Here is a 20,649-nt window from a genome sequence, read left to right as displayed (position 1 = left end):
CGCCGGTCATGGCCGCCACCACAGGCTCACCCGGGTGCCCTGGTCGCCGGAGCGGATGTCGGCGCCCGCGTTCGGGAGTGAGCGCATGGTGTCGAGGATCGACCCGCGCACGCCGAACCGGTCCGACGGCACCCGTTCCACGTCGAAGCCGCCTCCCGAGTCCGCGACCTCCACCCTGATCTCGCCGTCGCACCGGCGGGAGACCAGCTCGGCCTCCTGCACCCCGGCGTGCAGCGCCACGTTGGCCAGCGCCTCGGTGACCGCGCGGGCGAACCGCTCCGCGACCTCCCCCGGTACCGTCTCCGGCGTCAGCCGCCTGCGGACGTCCAGCCCCGTCACCCGCCCGGCCACCTCGTCGAGCAGGGCGTCCAGGGCGATGGGCGCGGTCTCGGCGCTCGGCCGGGCGCGCAGCTTCTCCAGCGCCGCCAGGTCGGCCACCGCCTGCCGGCGCAGGGTGGGCGAGGGCCTGTCGTACGTGCCCAGCCCGACCATCGTCAGCGTGTGCAGCGACGTCTCGTGGACGCTGCCGACCTGGCGCAGCTCGTCCTCGCGGCGCAGCCGCTCGACGATCAGCGCGATCTCGGCGCGGGCGCTCTCCCGCAGGAACGTGTCCGCCGAGGCGGCGGAGCGGCGCAGCAGCGTCATCAGCACCGCGATGCAGAGGATCTGCACGAGGTGGATCCCCAGCGTCCCGGCCACCTCCTGGTACGGGGCCGCCAGCCGCATCCCGGCCAGGTACGCCCCCGCCACCACGAGCCCGACGGACACGGCCACCCACGGCCGCCAGGTGACCCCCGATACGACGATGGTCATCGTCACCAGCCCCGCGATCCAGCTCGAACCGCCCTCGAGCGCGGCCCCGCCGACGAGGTGGCCCTGCGCGAGGCAGAGGGCCACGGTGATGACCGCGTCACCGCCCACCAGCCAGGCCGGCAGCCGCCGGCCGCGCCAGGCCACCCACAGGAACAGCCCCGTCCACACGAGGTCGGCCGCGAGCGCGGGCGCCAGCCAGGCGACGGAGACCGGTGGCACGGCGCCGAGGGTCGCGGCGACGATCGCCACGAACCCCACCACGCCCCGCGCCCCCGCACCGGTGCGCGCGATGGTCCGCTCCATGTGCCTGGTCGCTGAGTCGTATCTCGTGGAACCGGGGAGAGACATGAGCCGCCCGCTCGCGATGACAGCACAAGACGGGCTTCACAATAACGTAAGTGCGTCTCTGTGGCGCCGGGTGGAGACATGGGTCGCATCGTCATTTCCCTCGTGCCGGCTCTGCTCGCGGTGTTGACCGCCTCCCCGCACCCTGGCTCCCCGCGCGTTCCCCGGCATGACGGCTGATCGGCCGTCATTCGCTACGACGGCCGATCAGCCGTCAGTCGCGTCTGCTCAGCAGCGCGTGTACTGGGCTGCGGGTCGCGACGATGCGACGAGAGGGGACCTCATGACCTTGCTGGTGATCTCGATCCTGGTCGGCTGCCTGTCGGTGATGACGGCCCGCGGCCGGCGGGGGAACTGGCCGGCCGGCATGCCGGTGGCCCGGCCGCGCCTGGTGGCGGTGGGGGGCACGTACGAGGGCTCGCGCGGGCGGCCGTCGGACGCGTACGTCATCCAGGAGCGGCTGGTCGCGTCCGCCCGCGGCGCGGCCGGCGGCGGGCCGGCCCACGCGGCCGCGGCCCTGGCGCTGGGCGCCGTGGTCGGCGCCAGGCCGCAGTACCAGGAGGACCTGGACCAGTGCGCGCAGGCGGCGCATCGCGCCGTGCGGACCGCGTCCCTGCGCGGCGGCACGGGGCCCGCCCTGGTCACCAGCCTCGACGTGATCGTCCTCGAACCGGGCGAGAGCCCGCGCCTGCGCTTCGCGCACGTCGGCGACGGCGCGATCTGGCACTGCCCGAAGGGCGCGCAGCCGCAGCAGCTCACCACGTCGCACTCCTTCGGCGACGGCCCGCCGCTACGCGGGATCGGCCTGCCGGCGGAGCTCAACCCGGAGGTCGGCGCCGTTGCGCTCCGTCCTGGCGACCGCGTCGTGGTCGTCACGAGCGGCGCGATCAGGGCGCTCGGGGCGGCGCGCATGAAGGAGCTGTTCACCGGGGGGATGTCGCCGAGCGCGTGCCTGGACCGGCTGTACGACGAGATGGCCGCGGCCGACCCCAAGGACGACGCCACGGTGATCATCGCCGACTACGTCACGGCCTGAGCCGCCTCGGCCCATGGCAGCGCTTGCGGCTCGAAGGAGCAGTTTCTTACATCCCTGGCCTAAGATCGTGCGTGTGACCGTTCCTCGCGGCATCAACCCAAATGTCCCGCACTCGGCCCGCGTCTACGACTACTGGCTGGGCGGTAAGGACAACTTCGAGGCCGACCGCCGGGTGGCCGAGCAGACCATGGCGGCGGTGCCCGGCGTGCGCGAGAGCGCCAGGAACAACCGGGCCTTCCTCGGCCGGGCCGTGCGCCACCTCACGCGGCTGGGCGTCCGGCAGTTCCTCGACCTCGGCACGGGCATCCCGACCCAGGGCAACACCCACGAGGTCGCGCAGGAGGAGGCGCCGGACGCGCGGGTGGTCTACGTCGACAACGATCCCATCGTGATGACGCACGCCAGGGCGCTGCTGAGCAGCAAGCCGGAGGGCAGAACCGCCTACATCGAGGCCGACGTGCGCGACCCGCGCAGCGTCCTGGAGCACCCCGACGTGCCGGCCACGCTCGACTTCACCCAGCCGATCGCGCTCATGATGGTCGCGATCCTCATGCACATCCCCGACGAGGACGACCCGGCCGGGCTGGTCAAGGCGTTCACCGCGGCCCTGCCGGCGGGCAGCTACCTCGTGCTGAGCCATCTGACGCTGGACCTCGTGCCCGAGGAGACCGCCGACGCCTACCTGTCGGCGACGAGCCACCAGGCGATGCACCGGACGCCCAGGACGGGCGAGCAGATCGCCCGCTACTTCGACGGGTTCGACCTGGTGGAGCCGGGGCTCGTGGCGGTCTCGGAGTGGCACGACACGCCGCTCTTCGCCGACCCGGCGACCTGGATGTACGCCGGGGTGGGGCGCAAGCGCTGACCCCCCGCCGGGGCCGAACCTGAGAGCGAGCTGTGGACCCGGCGCGAGCCGTCCCGCTGCGATTTAAAGTTCAAGCAGTGGAAACGGTTCGCGGACGGGACGGCGCAGTGAGCACAACGGTGGAGACCGGGCGGGCCGCGGCGGACGGCTCCCCTGCTCCCAGGAAGCGGCGCAGGCGGTGGCTCGCGTGGACGGTCGTCGCGCTGCTGGCCCTGTGGGCCGTCATCAGGGTCGCCGGCGTGGAGGGCGGCTCGTTCCCGACGCAGCTCATGACCGTGACCCCCATCGGGGCCGGGCTGGCGGCGCTGACCGCGATCCTGTCTCTGCTCAGGCGCAACCGCCCGGCCGCGCTCGCCGCGGCGCTCGTCTGCGCGGTGATGGTGTCGGTCGTGACGCCGCGCGCCTTCAGCGCCGAGCAGCCGCCCGCGAAGGGCGCGCCGCTGCGGGTGCTGTCGGTCAACCTGTTCGGCCGCGGTGACGCGCAGACGGTCGTCGACCTGGTACGCAGGTTCGACGTCGAGGTGTTCAGCGCCCTGGAGCTCACCCCGCGCGAGGTCGAGCGCCTGGACGCGGCCGGGCTGAAGCAGCTCCTGCCCCACCGGGTGCTGCAGGCCGACTTCGGCGCCACCGGGAGCGGCATCTTCTCCAAGCATCCGGTGACGGAGCTGACCGGCCTGTTCACCCCGATCGGCCACAACATGCCCGCCGCCACCGTGGCGCTGCCCGGCGGCGGCAAGGTCGAGTTCGTGGCCATCCATCCCAATCCGCCGCTCGGGCGTATGGAGGCGGAGTGGAAAGCCTCCCTGCGCGCGCTCCCCCCGGCCTCGCCGTCGGCGATCCGGGTGCTGGCCGGCGACTTCAACGCCAGCCTCGACCACCGCGCCTTCCGCGACCTGCTCGACCGCGGTTACGTGGACGCGGCCGACCAGGTGGGCAAGGGCCTGATCCCGACCTGGCCGAACGGCCGGGCCATTCCGCCCGTCATCTCCATCGACCACGTCCTGGCCGACCGGCGGGTGGCCGTGAACCGGGTCGAGATCCTGGACGTGCCCAGGACCGACCACCGCGGCGTCTTCGCCGAGCTGCGCCTGCCCTAGCCGGCTCAGCGGGCCGGCGTCTCGTGCGTGGTGAGCCGCCGCTTGGAGCCGAGCACGACGGTCTCGCCGGTGAGCCGGACGGCGGCCCGCAGCGGCGGGTCCTCGGCGGAGGGGCCGGCGGAGAGCACGATCTTCCCGGGCTCGACGATGCGGCGCAGGTCGCTACCGGTGTAGGAGAACGCGTCCGCGGGCACGCCGAACACCACCGCCCGCTCCTCCCCCGGCTCCAATGCCACCCTGGCGAACCCGATGAGCTGCAGGACGGGCCTGGCGACCTGCGCGACCGGGTCGGAGGCGTAGAGCTGCACGACCTCCTCCGCGGGCCTGGCACCGGCGTTGCGCACCGTCACCTGGGCCTCGACCGAGCCGTCGGTGGGGCACTCGGCCACGTCCGTCGTCATGGCCACGTACTCGATGGCCGAGTACGACAGGCCGTGCCCGAACGGGTACGCCGGCGTGGGGTCGAGCACCGTGATGCCCTCCGCCCTCCTGCCCAGGGGCGGCTGGAGGTAGGTGGACGGGCTGATCGGCGGCGTCCCGGGGATCTGCACCGGCAGCCGTCCCGACGGGTTGACCCGCCCGCTGAGCACGCCGGCCACCGCCGCCGCGCCCTCCACACCGGGGAAGAACGCCTGGACCAGGGCGGCCACCCGGTCCTTGTAGGCGCCGAGCGCGTACGGCCGGCCCGAGACCACGACGAGCACGGTCGGCGTGCCGGTCGCGAGGACCGCCTCGAGCAGGTCGGGCTGGAGTCCGGGCAGCCGCAGGTCGGCAGCGTCGCAGCCCTCGCCCGACGTGCCCCCGCCGAACAGCCCGGCCCGGTCGCCGACGAACACGAGCGCGAGATCCGCCTCGGCCGCGACCTCGGCGGCCCTGGAGATCCCCGACGCGTCGTCGCCCGACACCTCGGCCCCGAGGCTGTACCTCACGTCGGCGTAGGGAAACTCCAGCACGAGGCTTTCCCTGATGGACGGGATGGGCAGGCCCATGCCGTGCTCCGGGTAGCGGTCGAGCACGTGGTTGGGGAAGGCGTAGCAGCCCATGAGGGTACGCGGGTCGTCGGCGCACGGCCCGATGACGGCGAGCCGGGCGGTCGTGCCGGGGCCGATGGGCAGCAGGCCGTCGGGGTTGCTCAGGAGCACGAGGGAGCGTTCCGCGATCTCGGCGGCTATCCCGCGGTTGCGCGGGCTGTCCAGATCGACGTCGTCCGCGCCGTCCGGGACGAGCGGACCGCCGTCCAGCAGTCCGAGCTCGATCTTGTGGCGCAGGACCCGGCGTACCGACTCGTCGACCAGCGCCTCCTCGACGTGTCCCGCGCGGACCTTCGCGACCAGGTACGCGCCGTACGACACCGTCTCGGGCAGCTCCACGTCGATGCCCGCCCGCAGCGCGACCTCCCCCGCCGCGGCCTCGTCCTCGGCCACCCGGTGCGTGGAGGCCAGGAACGGCACGGACCAGTAGTCCGACACCACCGTCCCCTCGAACCCCCACTCGTCCCGCAGCAGCCGCCGCAGCAGGTCCGTGCTCGCCGCGGCCGGGACGCCGTCGAGGTCGGTGTAGGAGTTCATCACCGAACGCGCGCCGCCCTCGCGCAGCGCGCTCTCGAACGGCGGGAGGATCACGTCGGCGAGCTCTCGCGGCCCGATGCTGACGGGCGCGTGGTTGCGAGCCGCGCGTGAGGCTCCGTAGCCGGCGAAGTGCTTCAGGGTGGCGATGATCCCGGCGCCCTCCAGCCCGCGCACGTAGGCCGCGCCGATCTTGCCCACCAGGTACGGGTCCTCACCCAGGGTCTCCTCCACCCGCCCCCAGCGGTAGTCGCGTACGACGTCCAGCACCGGCGACAGGCCCTGGTGCACGCCCGCGGCCCGCAGGTCGGCGCCGATGGCCGCGGCCATGCGCTCGACGAGACCGGGGTCGAACGTGGCCGCCCAGGCCAGCGGCGTCGGGTACGCCGTCGCCCCGAACGTCGCGAACCCGGTCAGGCACTCCTCGTGGGCGATGGCCGGGATGCCGAGCCGGTTCGACGTGATCACCAGCTCCTGGAGCTTGCGCAGCCGGGCCGCGCCCTCGGCCGCCGACAGCGGAGCCGTGCCGTACACGCGGGTCAGGTGCCCGAGCCCGTGGACCAGCTGCTCGTCCAGCCCTTCGGTCGTGCTGAACCGGCCCTGCATCGGCGCCACGTTGCCGTGCTCGGGCCCGTTCTGGAGCCAGACGGAGCCGAGCTGCGCGACCTTCTCCTCCAGCGTCATCTCCGCGAGGAGCGACTCGACCCGCTCGCCGACCGTCCGCGCGCTGTCCCGCCAGGGCGCCAGACCTGGCGCGTTCACTGATGTCATGGCCTTCCTTCTGAAACCTTCGAAAGCTCATTCCGATCATTGAATTCGGACTCTAAGTGCCCACCGCAAAGGCCGTCAAGAATATTTCGATGGACCACCGAAAGTTTCGGACTGCGGCGTTATCAAGGAAAATTGCGAGAAATCCGGCCGCGCTCTCCCCTAGGCACACTGGCCAGGTCGGCACCCCCAGGACGCGCTCGGAAAGGATCGAGCGGGGGTCACCGGAACGGCAGGCGACTGTCACCAGAAGGCTAGCCCGAAAATATGTTCGAGTGTGGAATCGTCGTCATGCCCCGGACACCCGGGGCCCGCCGACAGCGAGGAGAAACGCCTTGCCCGTTCTGAGATCCTTACGCGTGGCCGCGCTCGCGCTGGCGAGCGCCGCCGCGCTCGCCCTGCCCGCCTTACCCGCCCAGGCCGGCGGCCCCAACGTGGCCGTCCGGTGGAACCAGACGCTGCTCACCGCGGTGCGCACCGGCACGCTGGGCCCGCCGCTCGTGGCCAGGGCGCTGGCGATCGTGCACACCTGCGCCTACGACGCGTGGGCCGCCTACGACGCGGTCGCCGTCGGCACCCGGCTGGGCGGCTCGCTGCGGCGGCCCGCGGCCGAGCGCACCGACGCGAACAAGGCCGAGGCCATCAGCTTCGCCGCCCACCTGGCGGCGGCCGACCTCTACCCGGCGCAGCGGGCCACGTTCGACGCGCTGATGACCGAGCTGGGCTACGACCCGGCCGACGCCTCCAGCGTGCCCGCGCGGACCGGCGTCACCGCCTGCCAGGCCGTGCTCGACCACCGCCACACCGACGGCTCCAACCAGCTCGGCGGCTACGCCGACACCACCGGCTACGCGCCCGTCAACGCCCCCGTGGTGGTGGCCGACCCGCTGACCTCGCTCAACAACCCCGGCCGGTGGGCGCCCCTGACGTATGTCAACCGGGCCGGGGCGACGGTCACGCCGCCGTTCCTCGCGCCGCACTGGGGCCAGGTGGCCTCCTTCAGCGGCGCCGCCCGCGGCCTCGCCGACGCCGTGCCCCCGCCCTACGCCTACGGCTCGTCGGGCTTCCGCACGCAGGCCGCCGAGATCGTGTCCACCACGGCGGCGCTGACCGACCGGCAGAAGTCGATCGCCGAATACTGGGCCGACGGCCCCGCCAGCGAGACGCCGCCCGGCCACTGGAGCCTGTTCGCGCAGCAGATCTCGGCGCGCGACCACCACGGCCTCGACCAGGACGTGAAGCTGTTCTTCGCGCTGGCCAACTCGGTCATGGACGCCGGGATCGCCTCGTGGGAGGTCAAGCGCGACCACGACTCGGGCCGCCCGATCACCGCGATCCGCTATCTGTACAAGGGCCAGCGGATCCCGACATGGGGCGGCCGGGTGATCGACGGGGCCACGTGGGTGCCGTTCCAGGTGCCGACGTTCCCGACGCCGCCGTTCGCCGAGTACGTCTCGGGGCACAGCACGTTCAGCGCGGCGGCGGCCGAGGTGCTCAAGCGCTTCACCGGCGGCGACACGTTCGGCGGGCAGGCCGTGATCGCGAAGGGCTCGTCGCAGGTGGAGCCCGGGGTGACGCCGGCGCAGGACGTGACGTTGCGCTGGCGCACGTTCACCGACGCGGCCGACGAGGCCGGGGTGTCGCGCCGGTACGGCGGCATCCACTTCCGCCTGGGTGACCTGCAGGGCCGCGCCCTCGGCCGCGCGGTCGGCACGGCGGCCTGGGACCGCGCCCAAGCGTACTGGACCGGCCGCGGCTGACGCCCGCCCCGGCACCACGGAAGCGCCCGCTCCACTGCGCTGGGAGCGGGCGCCTCTTCGTGCGGCGGGGCGTCAGGCCACGTTCTCCTGGGCCAACCGGTTGAGCGTCTCAAGGTCGAACGAGCCCGCCTTGACCGCCGCGGTGAACGACTCCCAGTCGCGGCGCGGTACTTCCAACACCGCGTCCGGGTTGTCGACGTGAATGAGCTCCACGTGGTCGTTGATCCGCTTGGCCTCGACGCGGCCGGCTACTTGACTCATACGCACTCCTTCCAGTGCCCTGCGAGGTTTCCACCCCGGCCACCCGTTCGCAGGAGGACCGGGGCGGATGCGGGAAGCCTTCCATCCCGAGGGGTGACGCGGCCACTGGGCCGGGGACGAGGCAGGTTGGAAAAACCCACTCACGGGAGGCGATCTCTTGACCCGCGGTGCAAGATTGCCGACCCTCACGGCGCACTATGTGGCTAGTGATGGACAAGTGTCTGTTAGAGGCTTTTAAGCGAGAAGTTAGTGAAGGGGCGTAAGTTCTCGATAAATCACAGCACAGCACCACAAAAAGGACACATCATGAACTTGACCCCAGAGCGGCGGACGCGCGTCCCGGAAAGCCGGAGCGTTCGCATCACGTAGAAGTTGATCATGCCCGTTACGGACGTTTCGAGCATTCTCGAAGCATTCCTCCGGGGATGTCTTACCTGTCTACAGTCCTACCTGTGGGGGCCCAAGTAACAAGCACAAAGGTGTGGAGCGAGCTGCGCGTGAGCTCCACACCTCAGCTCTACATCTCCGTCTCGCCCAACCTGACCGTCCTCGCCATGATCGCCGACGCCCTCGCCGGCCGCCGCCGCGGCCTGCCCGAGCTCTGGCGGCGGGCCATCAGCTCGCGCGTCGGCCCGCTGGGCCACGAGGCCGTACGCCCGCTGGCCGCACCCGGCCACTCCGTCGCGCCGGACAGCCTGGTGCCGTACACGCCCATCGGCCAGGACGTCTCCATGCAGGCCCAGATCAGCGCCCTGCACGACACGCCCCCTGACCACCTGATCAGGGACCTCGAGCAGGCGTTCGGCCAAGGGCCGCTGCCCGCGCACTGGCGGGCGGCGGCCGAGCGGCCGGCCCGCTGGCTGCGCGGCTACGCCGGCGCCCTGGCCGACGTCTGGAACACCACCGAGCCCCTGTGGAAGCGCGGCCGCCCGCTGCTCGACAGGGAGATCGAACGGGTCGGCGTCGCCACCGTGCGCGGCGGGCCCGAGCTGCTGCTCGGCGCGCTCAGCGAGCGCATCGTGTACGGCGAGCGCGGCCTGCTCGTCCGTGACCTCGAACCCGGCGCGTTCGAGCTGGGCGACCGCAAGATCGTCCTGGTGCCCATGCTGGCCGGCAGGGACGCCCTGATCCTCAGCATGGACAATCCCGAGGCGGTGTGGATCGCCTATCCCGTGCGCGGGGCGGACTCGTTGTGGCGCAAGCCCGTCGCGCCGGCGGTGGACGAGCTGTCGGCGCTCGTGGGGCCGGTCCGCGCGGACCTGCTGTGCGCGCTCGACCAGCCCATGACCATGTCGATGCTGGCCACCGACATGAAGATCGCGCCCAGCGGCCTCACCTACCACTGCGACCGGCTGCGGGCCGGACGGCTGATCACGCGCGAGCGCCGCGGGCGCGAGGTGTGGATCGCCCGCACCCATCGGGCGGACGAACTGCTGGAGCTCTTCCGGCGTTGACGGGAAGGAACGGGATGCTCAAGTTCCAGCGCGATGCTCTGAACGCGTGCGCCGAGGCGGCCGGCGCGGCGTCGGGCGCGTTCTCGGGCATGAAGGGCCAGGCGCCGGGCGCGGCGGCGTTCGGGGACGTGTCCGGGTCCGCGGCCCTGGCCACGGCGGCGGCCGACCTGGCGCGGATCTCCGAGCTGGCGGCGAGGACCCTGGGCGGCCGGCTGGAGGCGGTCGAGCGCACGCTCGACGCCGTCCGGCGCACGGTCATCGACGCCGATGGCGGCGCGGTCCGGGCATGAGCCCGCTCGACGAGGTCAGAGCCGCGCCGGGTGGCGCGGAGCTGGCCGACCTGGCCGCCAAGGTGATCGGCGACCCGGGCGGGATCGCCTCGGCGGCGAACGCCTGGCGCACCGCCGCCGGCACCGGTCAGCGGCACACCGAAGCGGTCCGCACCGCGACCGCTGGCGTGGGCGGCGCGTGGCAGGGCGGCAGCGCGGAGGCGTTCGCCGGCTACATGGGCCAGGTGGTGCGCTGCGGCGACGGGCTGCGGCAGGCGCTGCAGGAGTGCGCTGGCCACCTCGACGCCGCCGCGACCACCCTGCGCTCGGCCGAGTCGCAGGCGCTGCAGATCTGCCACGCCTACGCCGCCGCCGCGCAGGAGGTGCGCGACCGCGATCCCCGGCCCACCGAGGAGCAGGTCACCCAGAGCCTGAAACCCGCGCTCGACCAGGCCCGCGGCACGCTGCAGCAGCTCGTCGCCGACACCGGGACGGTCCTGTCCGACACGGCGGGGAAGATCCGGAAGGCGCTCGGCACGATCCCGGACGTCGCCGCCGAGCTGGGCGAGCCGGACGCGCAGCCCTTCGCCCCCCGCGCGGGCACGGCGATCGGCTGGTCGCCCGCGCGGCCGGAGCCGGGCACGACCGCGCTGGCCGCGACCACGGGCTCGTCGCGCGCCGGGTTCGGCGGGTACGGCTCCAGCGGCCCGCCCCCGCCCGGCGGCGGGCCCGCCCCTCCACCGCAGATCGCCGACTGGATCAACCAGGCCGTCGAGCTCCTCAAGGCCAACGGCTACCCGGTCGAGAAGATGAACGTCAACGACATCTACACGATCATCCGGAAGGAGTCCGGCGGCAATCCGAACAGCATCAACACCTGGGACTCCAACGCGGCCAAAGGCACGCCGTCCAAGGGCCTGATGCAGACGATCGACCCCACCTTCGAGCGGTGGAAGCTGCCGGGGCACGACAACGTCTGGAACCCGGTGGACAACATCATCGCGGGCGTCCGGTACGCCATCGCGACCTACGGCTCGGTCTCGAACGTGCCCGGCGTGGTCGCGATGAAGACCGGCGGCGCCTACCGCGGCTACTGACCCGCGGCCTGCGGCCGCCCCCCTTCGAGCAGGGGCCTGGCGGCCCTGGCCGGGTCCAGCACCGGCCCTTCGGGGATGAGCTGGAGCACGTTGGCGGGCACCGGGGTGGCCTGGCCCGGAGCGTAGCCGAGCTTGGCCAGCACGTCGGCGCCGGGGACGGCGTAGCGGCGGCCCTCGGCGGTGACCAGGTAGTAGGACTGGACCGCGTTCAGCTGCCCGTCGCCGGGCAGGACGCCGGCCAGCACCGCCCGGCCCGGCGGCAGGCGTACCAGGTCGGTCGCGTCGCCGCGCGGCTCGGGCAGCCTGGCGCCGGTGGTGAGCCGGACGCGGGTGGATCCGGTGCCCGTGTCGGCGTAGACGACGCAGATGGGACTGGCCGGGTCGTAGGAGGTCATGCGCGGCATGACCGCGGGCAGGCCGTCGGCGGGGACGGCGGTCCGCGAGTGCGGGGCGGCGTTGGCGGAGGCCGCGTCGACGGCGACCTCCCTGACCGCGCCGCCGCCGTAGGCCGCCCGGCTGTCGGGGTCGCTCAGCAGCAGCGTGGCCTGGGTCTGCGTGATGGGGGCCAGGCCGTCGTCCAGCAGCACGTACCAGCGGTCCTCGCCGCCGGCCACGCCGGCCACGCGGAAGACCTGCCCCACGGCCGCCGTCCTGCCCCCGGGGCCCGCCACCGGCCGGCCGCGCCCGCGGACGTCGGGCGCGGCCAGGTCGGGCCCTTCGGGCAGCGCGTTCAGCCAGGCCACGGGCACCGCGGCGGGAACGGCCGAGGTGAGCCCGCGGGCGATGCCGGTGGGGACGCGCATGCGGGTGCCCCGCCAGATCGCCCACCGCTGCCCGCCCACGTCGACCAGCAGCGCGTTCCCTTCGGCGAGCGGCGTGCCGCCGAGATCGCGGCCGGCGACCAGCGTCACGTACGGCTTGCGCCCGGTCGGTTCGGCGCGCTCCTGGACGCAGGCCGCCCAGGGGCCGCGGGCCAGGTTCGCGGGGCCGGGCAGCGAGTCGGGGGCCTCGGGGATGCCGATGAGGGCGCCGCGCTCGTACTTGGTCAGCGCCTCCCGCGCGACGACGCGCTCCTTGACGTCCTGGGAGGCGAGCACGAGGCGGGCGGAGGCGTAGTTGGCGACGGGGATGAGCCTGCGCTGCTCATGGCTGTAGACGAACCTGGCGCCGGTCTCGCGCTCGATGATCAGCGTGCCCGGCTCCTCCAGCGCCTTCGTGCCGCCGGGGCGCAGCAGGCCGAAGACCGCGAAGCCGACGCAGAGCAGGACCGCGACCATGATGCCGGCGAGGAAGCCGATGTTCTGCCGGCGGAGCGGCCATTCGGGCTGGTTCGGCTGGGCCCGCAGGAGCGCCAGCCCGATGCGCTGAACGGTGAGGCGGTAGGCCTGATAAAGGTCGCGCTGGCTGTGCAACTCCCGCCCCTCGGATCACATGTCTCCCCGACTTAGCCCAATTTATCGGGATAAATAGGGAACAGCTGTCTGGTTTCGTAATTGAGAATGATCAATGACCAGTGAATGACGTCCCTGTCCCGCGCGCCGGGCACGTTACAGGCTGATGATCGTGAATCCGGATACGCGTTATATCACCCCCGACGCGATCGGCGAGGTCCGGCGGGGCATCAGGGACGACCTCCTGCCGGTTTTCGACGAGGTGCGCCAGATCCTCGAGGAGAACAGGTCGGTCGGCTTCCCCGGCTGGGGCCCGCTGGGCGAGTGGACGGTCGGGGCACTGTACCGGTCGCTGATCGACTCGTTCGTCCGCGACACCGAGACCGCGCTCGCGGTGATGCGGAAGTGGGAGGGCGAGGACCTGGCCTTCGCCGAGCGCAACTGGCGCACCGCCGAGGACCTGATCGTCCAGCGGGTGAAGAAGCCATGAGGCCCAGGGTGGCCGGGCGGGCCCGGGACGGCTCTCCCCTGCGCCTGTCGAAGAACCCGCCCGACCCCGAGGCCGTGCAGGGCCTCCTGCGCAAGGCGGCCAGGATGGAGCCGTCGGTCGCCGTCGGCCTGCTGGCCACCGTTCCCGCGGTCGCGAACGTGCCCGGCATCTGGGAGGCGGCCGCCAACCTCCAGGCGGGCGCGGGCGGGCGGCTCGACAAGGGCGCGAACAACACGCTGACCATGGTGATCAACAACTCGGGGCAGAGCTGGATCGCCGGGGACCAGAAGGAGTTCGCGAGCGCGGCCAACCGGCTGCGGGCCGAGCTCGACGCCTTCCGCACCAATGTGCAGTGGGTGGCGGGGCACGTGGACAGCATCGGCGACGGGTTCATGGTCTACTGGGGGGCGGCGGCCAAGATCGCCCAGGAGACGTACCTGCGGCTGGCCGCGCTGCAGCTGCTCGCCCTGGCGCCGCAGACCAGGCTGGCCGCCAGGATCGCGATGCGCAGGACGGGGGTCCAGGCGAGCGCGTCGCTGGCCGCCTCGACCGGCGCGCTCAAGCGTTTCCTCGGCTCGCTCGGGCTCAAGGACGTGCTGGGTGGCGTCGCGGCGGGCGTCGGCGGGACGGCGGCCGTGCAGCTGGCCTTCATGCGCCCGACCGGCTCCGCGGCGATCGACTTCGGCACGGGGGCCGTCGACCCCGCGAAGGCGGGGACGTTCGCCGCGCCTCCGCAGGGGCAGCCGCTCCCGCCCGGCACGGGGTCCTTCCAGTGGACGGTCAAAGCGCCGGGCGGCGACATGAGCCTCGAGGACGTGGTCAAGAGCCGTAGCTAGCTCACCAGGCCCCGGATGGTCTCGTACAGGTCCATCACGGCCAGCGCCAGCGGGATCAGGGCGATCATCAGCAGGATGTCGAAGATGTCGCCCACGCGGCCCCAGAAAGGGGACGGCCGCGCGGACGTGAGCCACAGCGCCGTCCCCACCACGCCCAGGGCGAGCACGACCAGCCCGGGGACGATCCCGTAGAGCACCACCCCGTCGGCCGCCGTGACCACCGCGGCCGCGGCGGGCAGGGCCACCCCCAGCAGGGCCGCGGTCAGCAGCCAGGCCCGCTGGCCGCGGCCCTCGAACACGCGGGCCCGCATGAGCAGCGACAGCGACAGCACGGCGCTCATCGCCAGCGCGGCCCAGGTGCCCGCCACCGTCAGCAGCACCTGCGCGGCGAGCACGATCACCGCCACCCCGGCGACCAGCCCCGTGCAGAAGCGGTCGGCCACCACGGTCTTGTCGATCACCAGCGCGCCGTCCAGGTCGCCGCTCTCGCGGCGCAGCTCCTCCGCCGTCGTCGGCAGCGCGGGCAGCGGCAGGCCCGCCAGCCGGAACGACAGCGCGGGGATCGCCGTGGTCAGCCCCACCGCGAGGGCCGCGAGCACCGCCGCCACCCCGGCCGCGGGCAGGTCGAAGGCCATGACCAGCCCGGACGCCAGCAGCCCGGACAGCGCGGCGGCGGCCACGCCGAGGAACGTGGGCAGTCCCTGCGCGACCGCGAACCCGGTAGCCGTGGCCAGCATCAGCACCACGCCGCAGGCCGACAGCAGGGTGTCCGGCTGGACGAGGGCCGCCGAGGCCGGCCCGGTCAGGCCCGCCACGAACCCGTACGGCAGGCTCGCGTACCCGATCACCGCGCCCGCCCGCGCGTCGCCGAGTGCCCGCGACAGCGCCACGGCCACCAGCAGCAGAACCAGCGCGACGGCCCCCGCGACGAGGGCCGCGGGCAGCCGGGGCGGGCCGGTCGCCAGCAGCGCGGCGGCGCCCGCGCCGAGCAGCACGGCGGCGGCGCGCAACCCGTAGGTCCTGGTCGTGGCGGGCTGCCAACGGCCGGTGCGCTCCAGCACGCCGGTCGCCACCGCGTCGGCGACGTCGTCGAAGACGACCTCCGGCAGCTCGTGGCCGCGCGGCCGCAGGTGCAGCATCTCGCCGTCGTGCACGGCCAGCTCCGACAGGGTCGCGTTCACGTCGAACGGCGGGCCGCCCAGGCGCTGGAGCACCCAGCCGCCGTGGGCCAGGCCCGCCTCCGCGAGCCCCTCGCCGGCGACGCGCAGCAGGGTGGGCAGCATGTTGCCGAGCGGGATGTCCGGCGGCAGGCCCAGGTCCAGGAATCCACGCGGGGTCACGACGGTGACCCGGCACAGGTCGGTTCCGGTGGCGCTCACCCGGACGAGTGTATGGATCGGACACCGAACGCGACGGGCTTAATACGTACAGGAATTTTGAAATATCGCCTGTTTCGCTACGTCAGCGGCTTGTATGGCGGCGTGAGCGGCAGCCTGATCGTGGTCCGCAGGCCCGAGCGGCGCCGGCCACCCGAACCTCCCGGCGGCGAGGTCCTGCTGGAGTCCCCGCCCGAGATCCCCGAGACGGTGACGGGCGGCGGGCTGACCCAGCTCCTGACGTACCTGCCGATGCTGGCGGGCGCGGGCGCGATGGCGCTGATGTTCACCGGCGGGTCCACGAACAACCCGATCATGCTGGTCTCCAGCGGCCTGTTCGCGGTCTCGATGATCGGCATGACCGTGGGCCAGATGATGCGCGGCGCGGGCGAGCGCAAGAGCCAGCTCAACGGCCAGCGCCGCGACTACTACCGCTACCTGGAGCAGGTCAGGAAGCGGGTACGGGCCGCCGCCGCGCAGCAGCACAAGGCCATGACCTGGAACCATCCGGACCCGGCCGCCTTGTGGTCGCTGGTGATGACCACCCGCCTGTGGGAGCGGCGGCCCCGCGACGATGACTTCGCCCAGATCAGGATCGCCACCTCGGCGCAGCGGCTGGCGCTGCCGCTGATCCCGCCGGAGACCAAGCCGATCGAGGACCTCGACCCGGTGACCGCGGGCGCGCTGCGGCGGTTCGTCCGCACGCACGCCACCGTTCCCGGGCTGCCGGTGGCGCTGGCGCTGCACTCGTTCGCCAGGATCGTGATCACGGGCGACCCGGCGGCGGCGCGCGGGCTCGTGCGGGCCCTGCTGGCCCAGGCGGCGGCGCTGCACTCGCCGGAGGACCTGCGGATCTCGGTCTGCGCGGGCGCCGACAGGGCCCGCGAGTGGGAGCCGGTCAAGTGGCTGCCGCACGCCCTGCACCCTGCCGAGGAGGACGGCGCCGGCCCCGTGCGGCTGATCGCGGGGGACCTGGGCGAGCTGGACGACCTGCTGGGGTTCGAGCTTAAGGACCGGCCGCGCTTCAGCAAGGGGCTCTCGCCGGACGCGCTGCCGTACCACGTGGTCGTCATGGACGGCGGCACGGTGCCCGCGGGCAGCCAGCTCGGCCTGGACGTCATCGAGGGCGTGACCGTGATCGACGTCGGCGGCACCACCGCGCAGGTGCCCGCGCAGCTCACGCTGCGGCTGGAGGTCGGCGCCGGCGAGGTGGTCAGGGTCGCCGAGGACGAGCTCGGCAAGGAGGTCAGGTCGGGGCTGGGCCGGCCGGACCGGCTCGACCCGCCCGCGTTCGCCGCCCTGGTCAGGCAGCTCGCGCCGATGCGGACCGGTTCGGGGGGCGGCGCGGAGGAGGTGCGGGACGTCTTCGCCACGAACACCACGCTCACCGACCTGCTCAGGATCGGCGACGCGCGGCGGCTGGCGCCCGCCCAGACGTGGCAGCCCCGGCCGGTCAGGAACCGGCTGCGGGTCCCGATCGGCCTGGGCGCCGACGGGCGGCCCGTCGAGCTGGACATCAAGGAGGCCGCCCAGGGCGGCATGGGACCGCACGGTCTCGTGGTCGGCGCGACCGGCTCGGGGAAGTCGGAGCTGCTGCGCACGCTCGTGCTGGCGCTGGCGATCACGCACTCCTCCGAGACCCTGAACTTCGTGCTCGTCGACTTCAAGGGCGGCGCCACCTTCCTCGGGCTCGACACCCTGCCGCACGTCTCGGCGGTCATCACGAACCTGGAGGACGAGCTGCCGCTGGTGGACCGCATGCACGACGCGCTCCACGGCGAGCTGGTACGCCGCCAGGAGCTGCTGCGCGCGGCCGGCAACCACGCCTCGCTGCGGGACTACGAGCAGGCCCGCGAGCAGGGGGCGAACCTGCGGCCGCTGCCGACGCTGTTCATCGTGCTGGACGAGTTCAGCGAGCTGCTGTCGGCCAAGCCGGAGTTCATCGAGCTGTTCGTGATGATCGGGCGGCTCGGCCGGTCGCTGGGCGTGCACCTGCTGCTGGCCTCGCAGCGGCTGGAGTCGGGGCGGCTGCGCGGGCTCGACACACACCTGTCGTACCGGATCGGCCTGCGGACGTTCTCGGCGGCCGAGAGCCGGGCCGTGCTGGGGGTGGCGGACGCGTACTCGCTGCCGCCCGAGCCGGGCAACGCCTACCTGATGTTCGAGACCACGGGCATGACGCGGTTCAAGGCGGCGTACGTGTCGGGGCCGTACCAGGTGGCCTCGGCTCAGGGGCCGGCGGCGACGGCGCGCGCCGGGCACCGCGGGAAGATCGTCTGGTACGGGCCGGAGCGGGTGCCGATGCCGCCCGCCGAGCAGGCCCCGCCGGTGGTGGCGGAGCCCGGGAAGCAGGGCAGGAAGGACAGCCTGCTGGAGATCGTGGTGGGCCGGCTGGCCGGGCAGGGGCCCGCCGCGCACCGGATCTGGCTGCCGCCGCTCAAGGAGCCCGCCTCGCTCGACCAGCTGCTTCCGCCCGTCGAGGCCACGCCGGAGCACGGGCTGACAGCCGCGGGCACCGGCCAGGACCGGCCAGGGCGGCTGCACGCCGTGGCGGGGATCGTGGACAGCCCGTTCGACCAGCGGCGGGACCCGTACTGGCTGGACCTGTCGGGGGCGGCGGGCAACGTCGCGATCGTCGGCGCGCCGCAGACCGGCAAGAGCACGCTGCTTCGCACGCTGATCGCCTCGCTCGCGCTCACGCACACCCCCAAGGAGGTGCAGTTCTACTGCCTGGACTTCGGCGGGGGCACGCTGTCCTCGCTGACCGGCCTGCCGCACGTCGGCGGGGTGGCCAACCGGCTGGACGCCGACGCGGTACGCAGGACGGTCGCCGAGGTCAAGACGCTGCTCGACCGGCGCGAACGGCTGTTCGTCGAGCGCGGGATCGACTCCATGGCCACCTACCGGCGGATGGTCGCCTCCGGCGCCTACGAGGGCGACGGCTGGGGCGACGTGTTCATCGTGGTGGACGGCTGGGCGATCCTGCGCCAGGAGTACGAGCTGCTCGAACCCGACCTCGGCGACCTGGTGACCCGAGGCCTCGGGTTCGGCATCCACGTGATCGGCACCGCGAACCGGTGGATGGAGTTCAGGGCCGGGGTGCGCGACCTGCTCGGCACCCGGCTGGAGCTGCGGCTCGGCGACTCCTTCGACTCCGAGATCGACCGCAAGGCGGCCTCGAACGTGCCCGAGCGGGCCCCCGGGCGCGGGCTCACCCGCGAGGCCCTGCACTTCCTGGCCGCGCTGCCGCGCGTAGACGGCCGCTCCACCGTGGACGACCTCGCCGACGGGGTCGCCGCCCTGGTCGAGGCCGCGGCGGCGGCCTGGCGCGGGCATCCGGCGCCGCCCGTCCGGCTGCTGCCCGCCCTGCTCCCCGCGCACACCCTGCCCGCTCCCCCGGAGAGCGGTGCGCGGATCCCGATCGGGATCGACGAGGCCGCGCTGGCACCCGTACTGCTGGACTTCGACGCCGACCCGCACTTCGTGGTGTTCGGCGACACGGAGAGCGGCAAGACCAACCTGCTGCGGGTGCTCGCCCGGGGCATCGCGGCCGGGAAGACGCCGCTGGAGGCGCGGTTCATCGTCATCGACTACCGGCGCTCGCTGCTGGACGCGACCGACACCGAGCACCGGATCGGGTACGCGGCCTCCAGCGCCGCCGCCGCCGAACTGCTCAAGGGCGTCCACGAGGTGATGCAGACGCGACTGCCGCCGCCGGACCTCACCTCGGAGCAGCTGCGGACGCGGAGCTGGTGGACCGGCCAGGACCTGTACGTCATCGTGGACGACTACGACCTCGTGGCGACCTCGGCCAACCCGCTGTCCGTGCTCGGCGAGCTGCTGCCGCAGGCCAGGGACATCGGGCTGCACCTGGTCCTGGCGCGCGCCATGGGCGGGGCCGGGCGGAGCATGCTGGACCCGATCGTGCGGCGGCTGAAGGAGATGAACTCGCCCGCCGTGATGCTGTCGGGGCCCCGGGACGAGGGGCAGCTGTTCGGGAACGTGCGCCCGCGCCGGCTCCCGCCCGGGCGCGGGCTCTACGTGGACCGGCGGTCGGGCGAGAAGCTCGTCCAGACCGCCTACCTCGACCCCGGCTTCTAACGGTCCAGGTCGCGCTCGATGCGGCCCAGCTCGGCCACCGCCTGGTCCATGGCCTGCTCGTACGCCTCCCGCGCTTCCCGCATGCGCAGGTCGGCCGGGTTGTTCTCGGCGGCCAGGTCCAGCGGGCCCTCCCCCAGCACGTCCCCGAGGAGCTCGGCGGATCTGGCCTGCATGTCGGACAGGGCGTCGGCGAGCAGCACCAGGATCGTCTCGGCCAGGCGCTGGGAGCCCCAGCGCATGGCCCTCGGGTCGATGTCCAGCCCGGTGACGCCCTGCGCCGAACACTCGACCCGCACCAGCTTGTCCGGGTCCTGCGCGGTCCCCGTGACGGCGAGAACCTGCTCGTAGAGGTCGTCCAGCCCGCCCGCGGGCCGCTGGGCCTCGGCGATCAGCCGATCCATGGCACTCTCGTCGAACGCCGTCATGCCTTCACCCCCGGAGTCGGAGCCTCGAGTTTCGTGCCGCTGAACTGGTCGGCGACCGCCGACTGCCCCATCATCCCGGCCGTGACGGCCGCGGCGCCGCCCACGAGCGCCTGCTTGGCGGGCGACATCTGCACCAGCTTCTGCGCCACCTTGCCCAGCACGCCCTTGCCACTCTCCGCGAAGGCCCGCGCCCTGGCGGCGATCGCGCCGGCCTGGTGGTCGGCCCGGCGGCCGAAAGCGGTGGCGGCCACCTCCGCGGCGATCCTGGTGTACGGGTTCATCTGGGCGACCTTGTGCATCACCCCGGCGGTGAGGATGCTCGCGCCGGTGAGGAAGACGGCCTTGCCGGCGACGTCGTACGCGACGGCCGTGAGGCGCAGGGTGTCGGCCGAGGCCTTGGGCGAGGCGGACTTGTCGGCGGCGTCGTCGGCGTACTGCTGCACGGTGCTCTTGTAGAGCTCGGCGCTGGGGGCGGTCCACTCGACGTTCCTGACGGAGTCGTCCACGATCTTCGGGTGCGCCCGCAGGGCCCCTGCCAGTGCCTCCCACGCCTCGGCCGCCGCCCGTTGCTGGGCGGTGTCGCCGTACATGAGGGGCAGGATCAGGATGGCGAAACCGGCACGGTTCCAGCCGAGGAGCCGGGAGCCGGTCACGGCCATCGCCGAGCCCTCGATGACGGACCACGGTTGTTCGAGCATTA

General features: G+C 73.2%; 17 protein-coding genes. 10 read left to right on the top strand and 7 right to left on the bottom strand.

Annotated elements, in window-relative coordinates:
- Positions 1–6: 6 nt before the first annotated feature.
- Positions 7–1,116: a hypothetical protein gene (locus ACFKCF_RS09030; protein WP_394492498.1), complete on the bottom strand. Its 1,110-nt coding sequence runs from the start codon at positions 1,114–1,116 to the stop codon at positions 7–9.
- A gap of 325 nt (positions 1,117–1,441) precedes the next feature.
- Between ACFKCF_RS09030 and ACFKCF_RS09025 the strand changes: the two genes are divergently transcribed.
- From ACFKCF_RS09025 to ACFKCF_RS09015, 3 genes are all read left to right on the top strand, one after another.
- Positions 1,442–2,194, top strand: a complete 753-nt coding sequence (locus ACFKCF_RS09025) for a PP2C family protein-serine/threonine phosphatase (RefSeq protein ID WP_394492497.1) — start codon at positions 1,442–1,444, stop codon at positions 2,192–2,194.
- Between the two features lie 73 nt (positions 2,195–2,267).
- Positions 2,268–3,059 carry an SAM-dependent methyltransferase gene (locus ACFKCF_RS09020; protein ID WP_394492496.1) on the top strand — a complete coding sequence of 264 codons (792 nt, stop codon included), beginning with the start codon at positions 2,268–2,270 and terminating at the stop codon, positions 3,057–3,059.
- A 107-nt stretch (positions 3,060–3,166) separates the two neighbouring features.
- On the top strand, positions 3,167–4,156 hold the full coding sequence (locus ACFKCF_RS09015; RefSeq protein ID WP_394492495.1) for an endonuclease/exonuclease/phosphatase family protein: 990 nt from the start codon (positions 3,167–3,169) through the stop codon (positions 4,154–4,156).
- Between the two features lie 5 nt (positions 4,157–4,161).
- Here the strand turns inward: ACFKCF_RS09015 and ACFKCF_RS09010 are convergent, their stop codons facing one another.
- A complete protein-coding gene (locus tag ACFKCF_RS09010) occupies positions 4,162–6,492 on the bottom strand; it encodes a glycoside hydrolase family 3 N-terminal domain-containing protein (RefSeq protein ID WP_394492494.1) in 2,331 nt (776 codons plus the stop codon).
- A 332-nt stretch (positions 6,493–6,824) separates the two neighbouring features.
- Here ACFKCF_RS09010 and ACFKCF_RS09005 point away from each other — a divergent pair, with 332 nt between their 5' ends.
- On the top strand, positions 6,825–8,249 hold the full coding sequence (locus tag ACFKCF_RS09005) for a vanadium-dependent haloperoxidase (protein ID WP_394492493.1): 1,425 nt from the start codon (positions 6,825–6,827) through the stop codon (positions 8,247–8,249).
- 72 nt (positions 8,250–8,321) lie between these two features.
- On the opposite strand, the gene ACFKCF_RS09000 is transcribed toward ACFKCF_RS09005, so the two are convergent.
- Positions 8,322–8,510 (bottom strand): hypothetical protein, encoded by a 189-nt coding sequence (locus ACFKCF_RS09000; protein ID WP_394492492.1) that lies wholly within the window; start codon positions 8,508–8,510, stop codon positions 8,322–8,324.
- Positions 8,511–9,007: 497 nt separating this feature from the next.
- Between ACFKCF_RS09000 and ACFKCF_RS08995 the strand changes: the two genes are divergently transcribed.
- Genes ACFKCF_RS08995 through ACFKCF_RS08985 form a run of 3 tightly spaced genes read left to right on the top strand, consistent with a single transcriptional unit; the run spans position 9,008 to position 11,330 of the window.
- Positions 9,008–9,964, top strand: coding sequence for an ArsR/SmtB family transcription factor (locus tag ACFKCF_RS08995; protein WP_394492491.1), 957 nt, complete (start codon positions 9,008–9,010; stop codon positions 9,962–9,964).
- Between the two features lie 14 nt (positions 9,965–9,978).
- Complete coding sequence (locus tag ACFKCF_RS08990) at positions 9,979–10,254, top strand: hypothetical protein (protein ID WP_394492490.1); 276 nt, start codon at positions 9,979–9,981, stop codon at positions 10,252–10,254.
- Entirely contained in the window at positions 10,251–11,330 is a 1,080-nt protein-coding gene (locus ACFKCF_RS08985) for a transglycosylase SLT domain-containing protein (protein ID WP_394492489.1), read from the top strand. Before ACFKCF_RS08990 ends, ACFKCF_RS08985 begins: the two co-directional genes overlap by 4 nt.
- On the opposite strand, the gene eccB is transcribed toward ACFKCF_RS08985, so the two are convergent.
- Positions 11,324–12,742 (bottom strand): type VII secretion protein EccB, encoded by a 1,419-nt coding sequence (gene eccB / locus ACFKCF_RS08980; RefSeq protein WP_394492488.1) that lies wholly within the window; start codon positions 12,740–12,742, stop codon positions 11,324–11,326. The genes ACFKCF_RS08985 and eccB overlap by 7 nt on opposite strands.
- 151 nt (positions 12,743–12,893) lie before the next feature.
- Between eccB and ACFKCF_RS08975 the strand changes: the two genes are divergently transcribed.
- The gene (locus tag ACFKCF_RS08975) at positions 12,894–13,211 is read left to right on the top strand and encodes a hypothetical protein (RefSeq protein ID WP_394492487.1); all 318 of its coding nucleotides are present in this window, start codon (positions 12,894–12,896) and stop codon (positions 13,209–13,211) included.
- Positions 13,208–14,047 carry a hypothetical protein gene (locus tag ACFKCF_RS08970; protein WP_394492486.1) on the top strand — a complete coding sequence of 280 codons (840 nt, stop codon included), beginning with the start codon at positions 13,208–13,210 and terminating at the stop codon, positions 14,045–14,047. The genes ACFKCF_RS08975 and ACFKCF_RS08970 overlap by 4 nt, the downstream gene beginning before the upstream one ends.
- On the opposite strand, the gene eccD is transcribed toward ACFKCF_RS08970, so the two are convergent.
- Complete coding sequence (gene eccD / locus ACFKCF_RS08965) at positions 14,044–15,426, bottom strand: type VII secretion integral membrane protein EccD (protein ID WP_394492485.1); 1,383 nt, start codon at positions 15,424–15,426, stop codon at positions 14,044–14,046. The two genes, ACFKCF_RS08970 and eccD, sit on opposite strands and share 4 nt — an antisense overlap.
- A gap of 102 nt (positions 15,427–15,528) precedes the next feature.
- Here eccD and eccCa point away from each other — a divergent pair, with 102 nt between their 5' ends.
- Entirely contained in the window at positions 15,529–19,524 is a 3,996-nt protein-coding gene (gene eccCa / locus ACFKCF_RS08960) for a type VII secretion protein EccCa (protein WP_394492484.1), read from the top strand.
- On the opposite strand, the gene ACFKCF_RS08955 is transcribed toward eccCa, so the two are convergent.
- Positions 19,521–19,949 carry a YbaB/EbfC family nucleoid-associated protein gene (locus ACFKCF_RS08955; RefSeq protein ID WP_394492483.1) on the bottom strand — a complete coding sequence of 143 codons (429 nt, stop codon included), beginning with the start codon at positions 19,947–19,949 and terminating at the stop codon, positions 19,521–19,523. The two genes, eccCa and ACFKCF_RS08955, sit on opposite strands and share 4 nt — an antisense overlap.
- Complete coding sequence (locus tag ACFKCF_RS08950; RefSeq protein WP_394492482.1) at positions 19,946–20,647, bottom strand: hypothetical protein; 702 nt, start codon at positions 20,645–20,647, stop codon at positions 19,946–19,948. The genes ACFKCF_RS08955 and ACFKCF_RS08950 overlap by 4 nt, the downstream gene beginning before the upstream one ends.
- Positions 20,648–20,649 lie beyond the last annotated feature (2 nt).

The organism is Nonomuraea sp. JJY05, assembly GCF_043496855.1.
Classification (GTDB): domain Bacteria; phylum Actinomycetota; class Actinomycetes; order Streptosporangiales; family Streptosporangiaceae; genus Nonomuraea.
This window is presented reverse-complemented; position numbering and strand designations above follow the sequence as displayed.

Bases quoted from the DNA above. Each gene is read 5' to 3' on its own strand.
- ACFKCF_RS09030 (WP_394492498.1), bottom strand. From the start codon at position 1,116: ATGGAGCGGACCATCGCGCGCACCGGTGCGGGGGCGCGGGGCGTGGTG.
- ACFKCF_RS09025 (WP_394492497.1), top strand. From the start codon at position 1,442: ATGACCTTGCTGGTGATCTCGATCCTGGTCGGCTGCCTGTCGGTGATG.
- ACFKCF_RS09010 (WP_394492494.1), bottom strand. From the start codon at position 6,492: ATGACATCAGTGAACGCGCCAGGTCTGGCGCCCTGGCGGGACAGCGCG.
- ACFKCF_RS09000 (WP_394492492.1), bottom strand. From the start codon at position 8,510: ATGAGTCAAGTAGCCGGCCGCGTCGAGGCCAAGCGGATCAACGACCAC.
- ACFKCF_RS08990 (WP_394492490.1), top strand. From the start codon at position 9,979: ATGCTCAAGTTCCAGCGCGATGCTCTGAACGCGTGCGCCGAGGCGGCC.
- ACFKCF_RS08985 (WP_394492489.1), top strand. From the start codon at position 10,251: ATGAGCCCGCTCGACGAGGTCAGAGCCGCGCCGGGTGGCGCGGAGCTG.
- ACFKCF_RS08970 (WP_394492486.1), top strand. From the start codon at position 13,208: ATGAGGCCCAGGGTGGCCGGGCGGGCCCGGGACGGCTCTCCCCTGCGC.
- ACFKCF_RS08955 (WP_394492483.1), bottom strand. From the start codon at position 19,949: ATGACGGCGTTCGACGAGAGTGCCATGGATCGGCTGATCGCCGAGGCC.
- ACFKCF_RS08950 (WP_394492482.1), bottom strand. From the start codon at position 20,647: ATGCTCGAACAACCGTGGTCCGTCATCGAGGGCTCGGCGATGGCCGTG.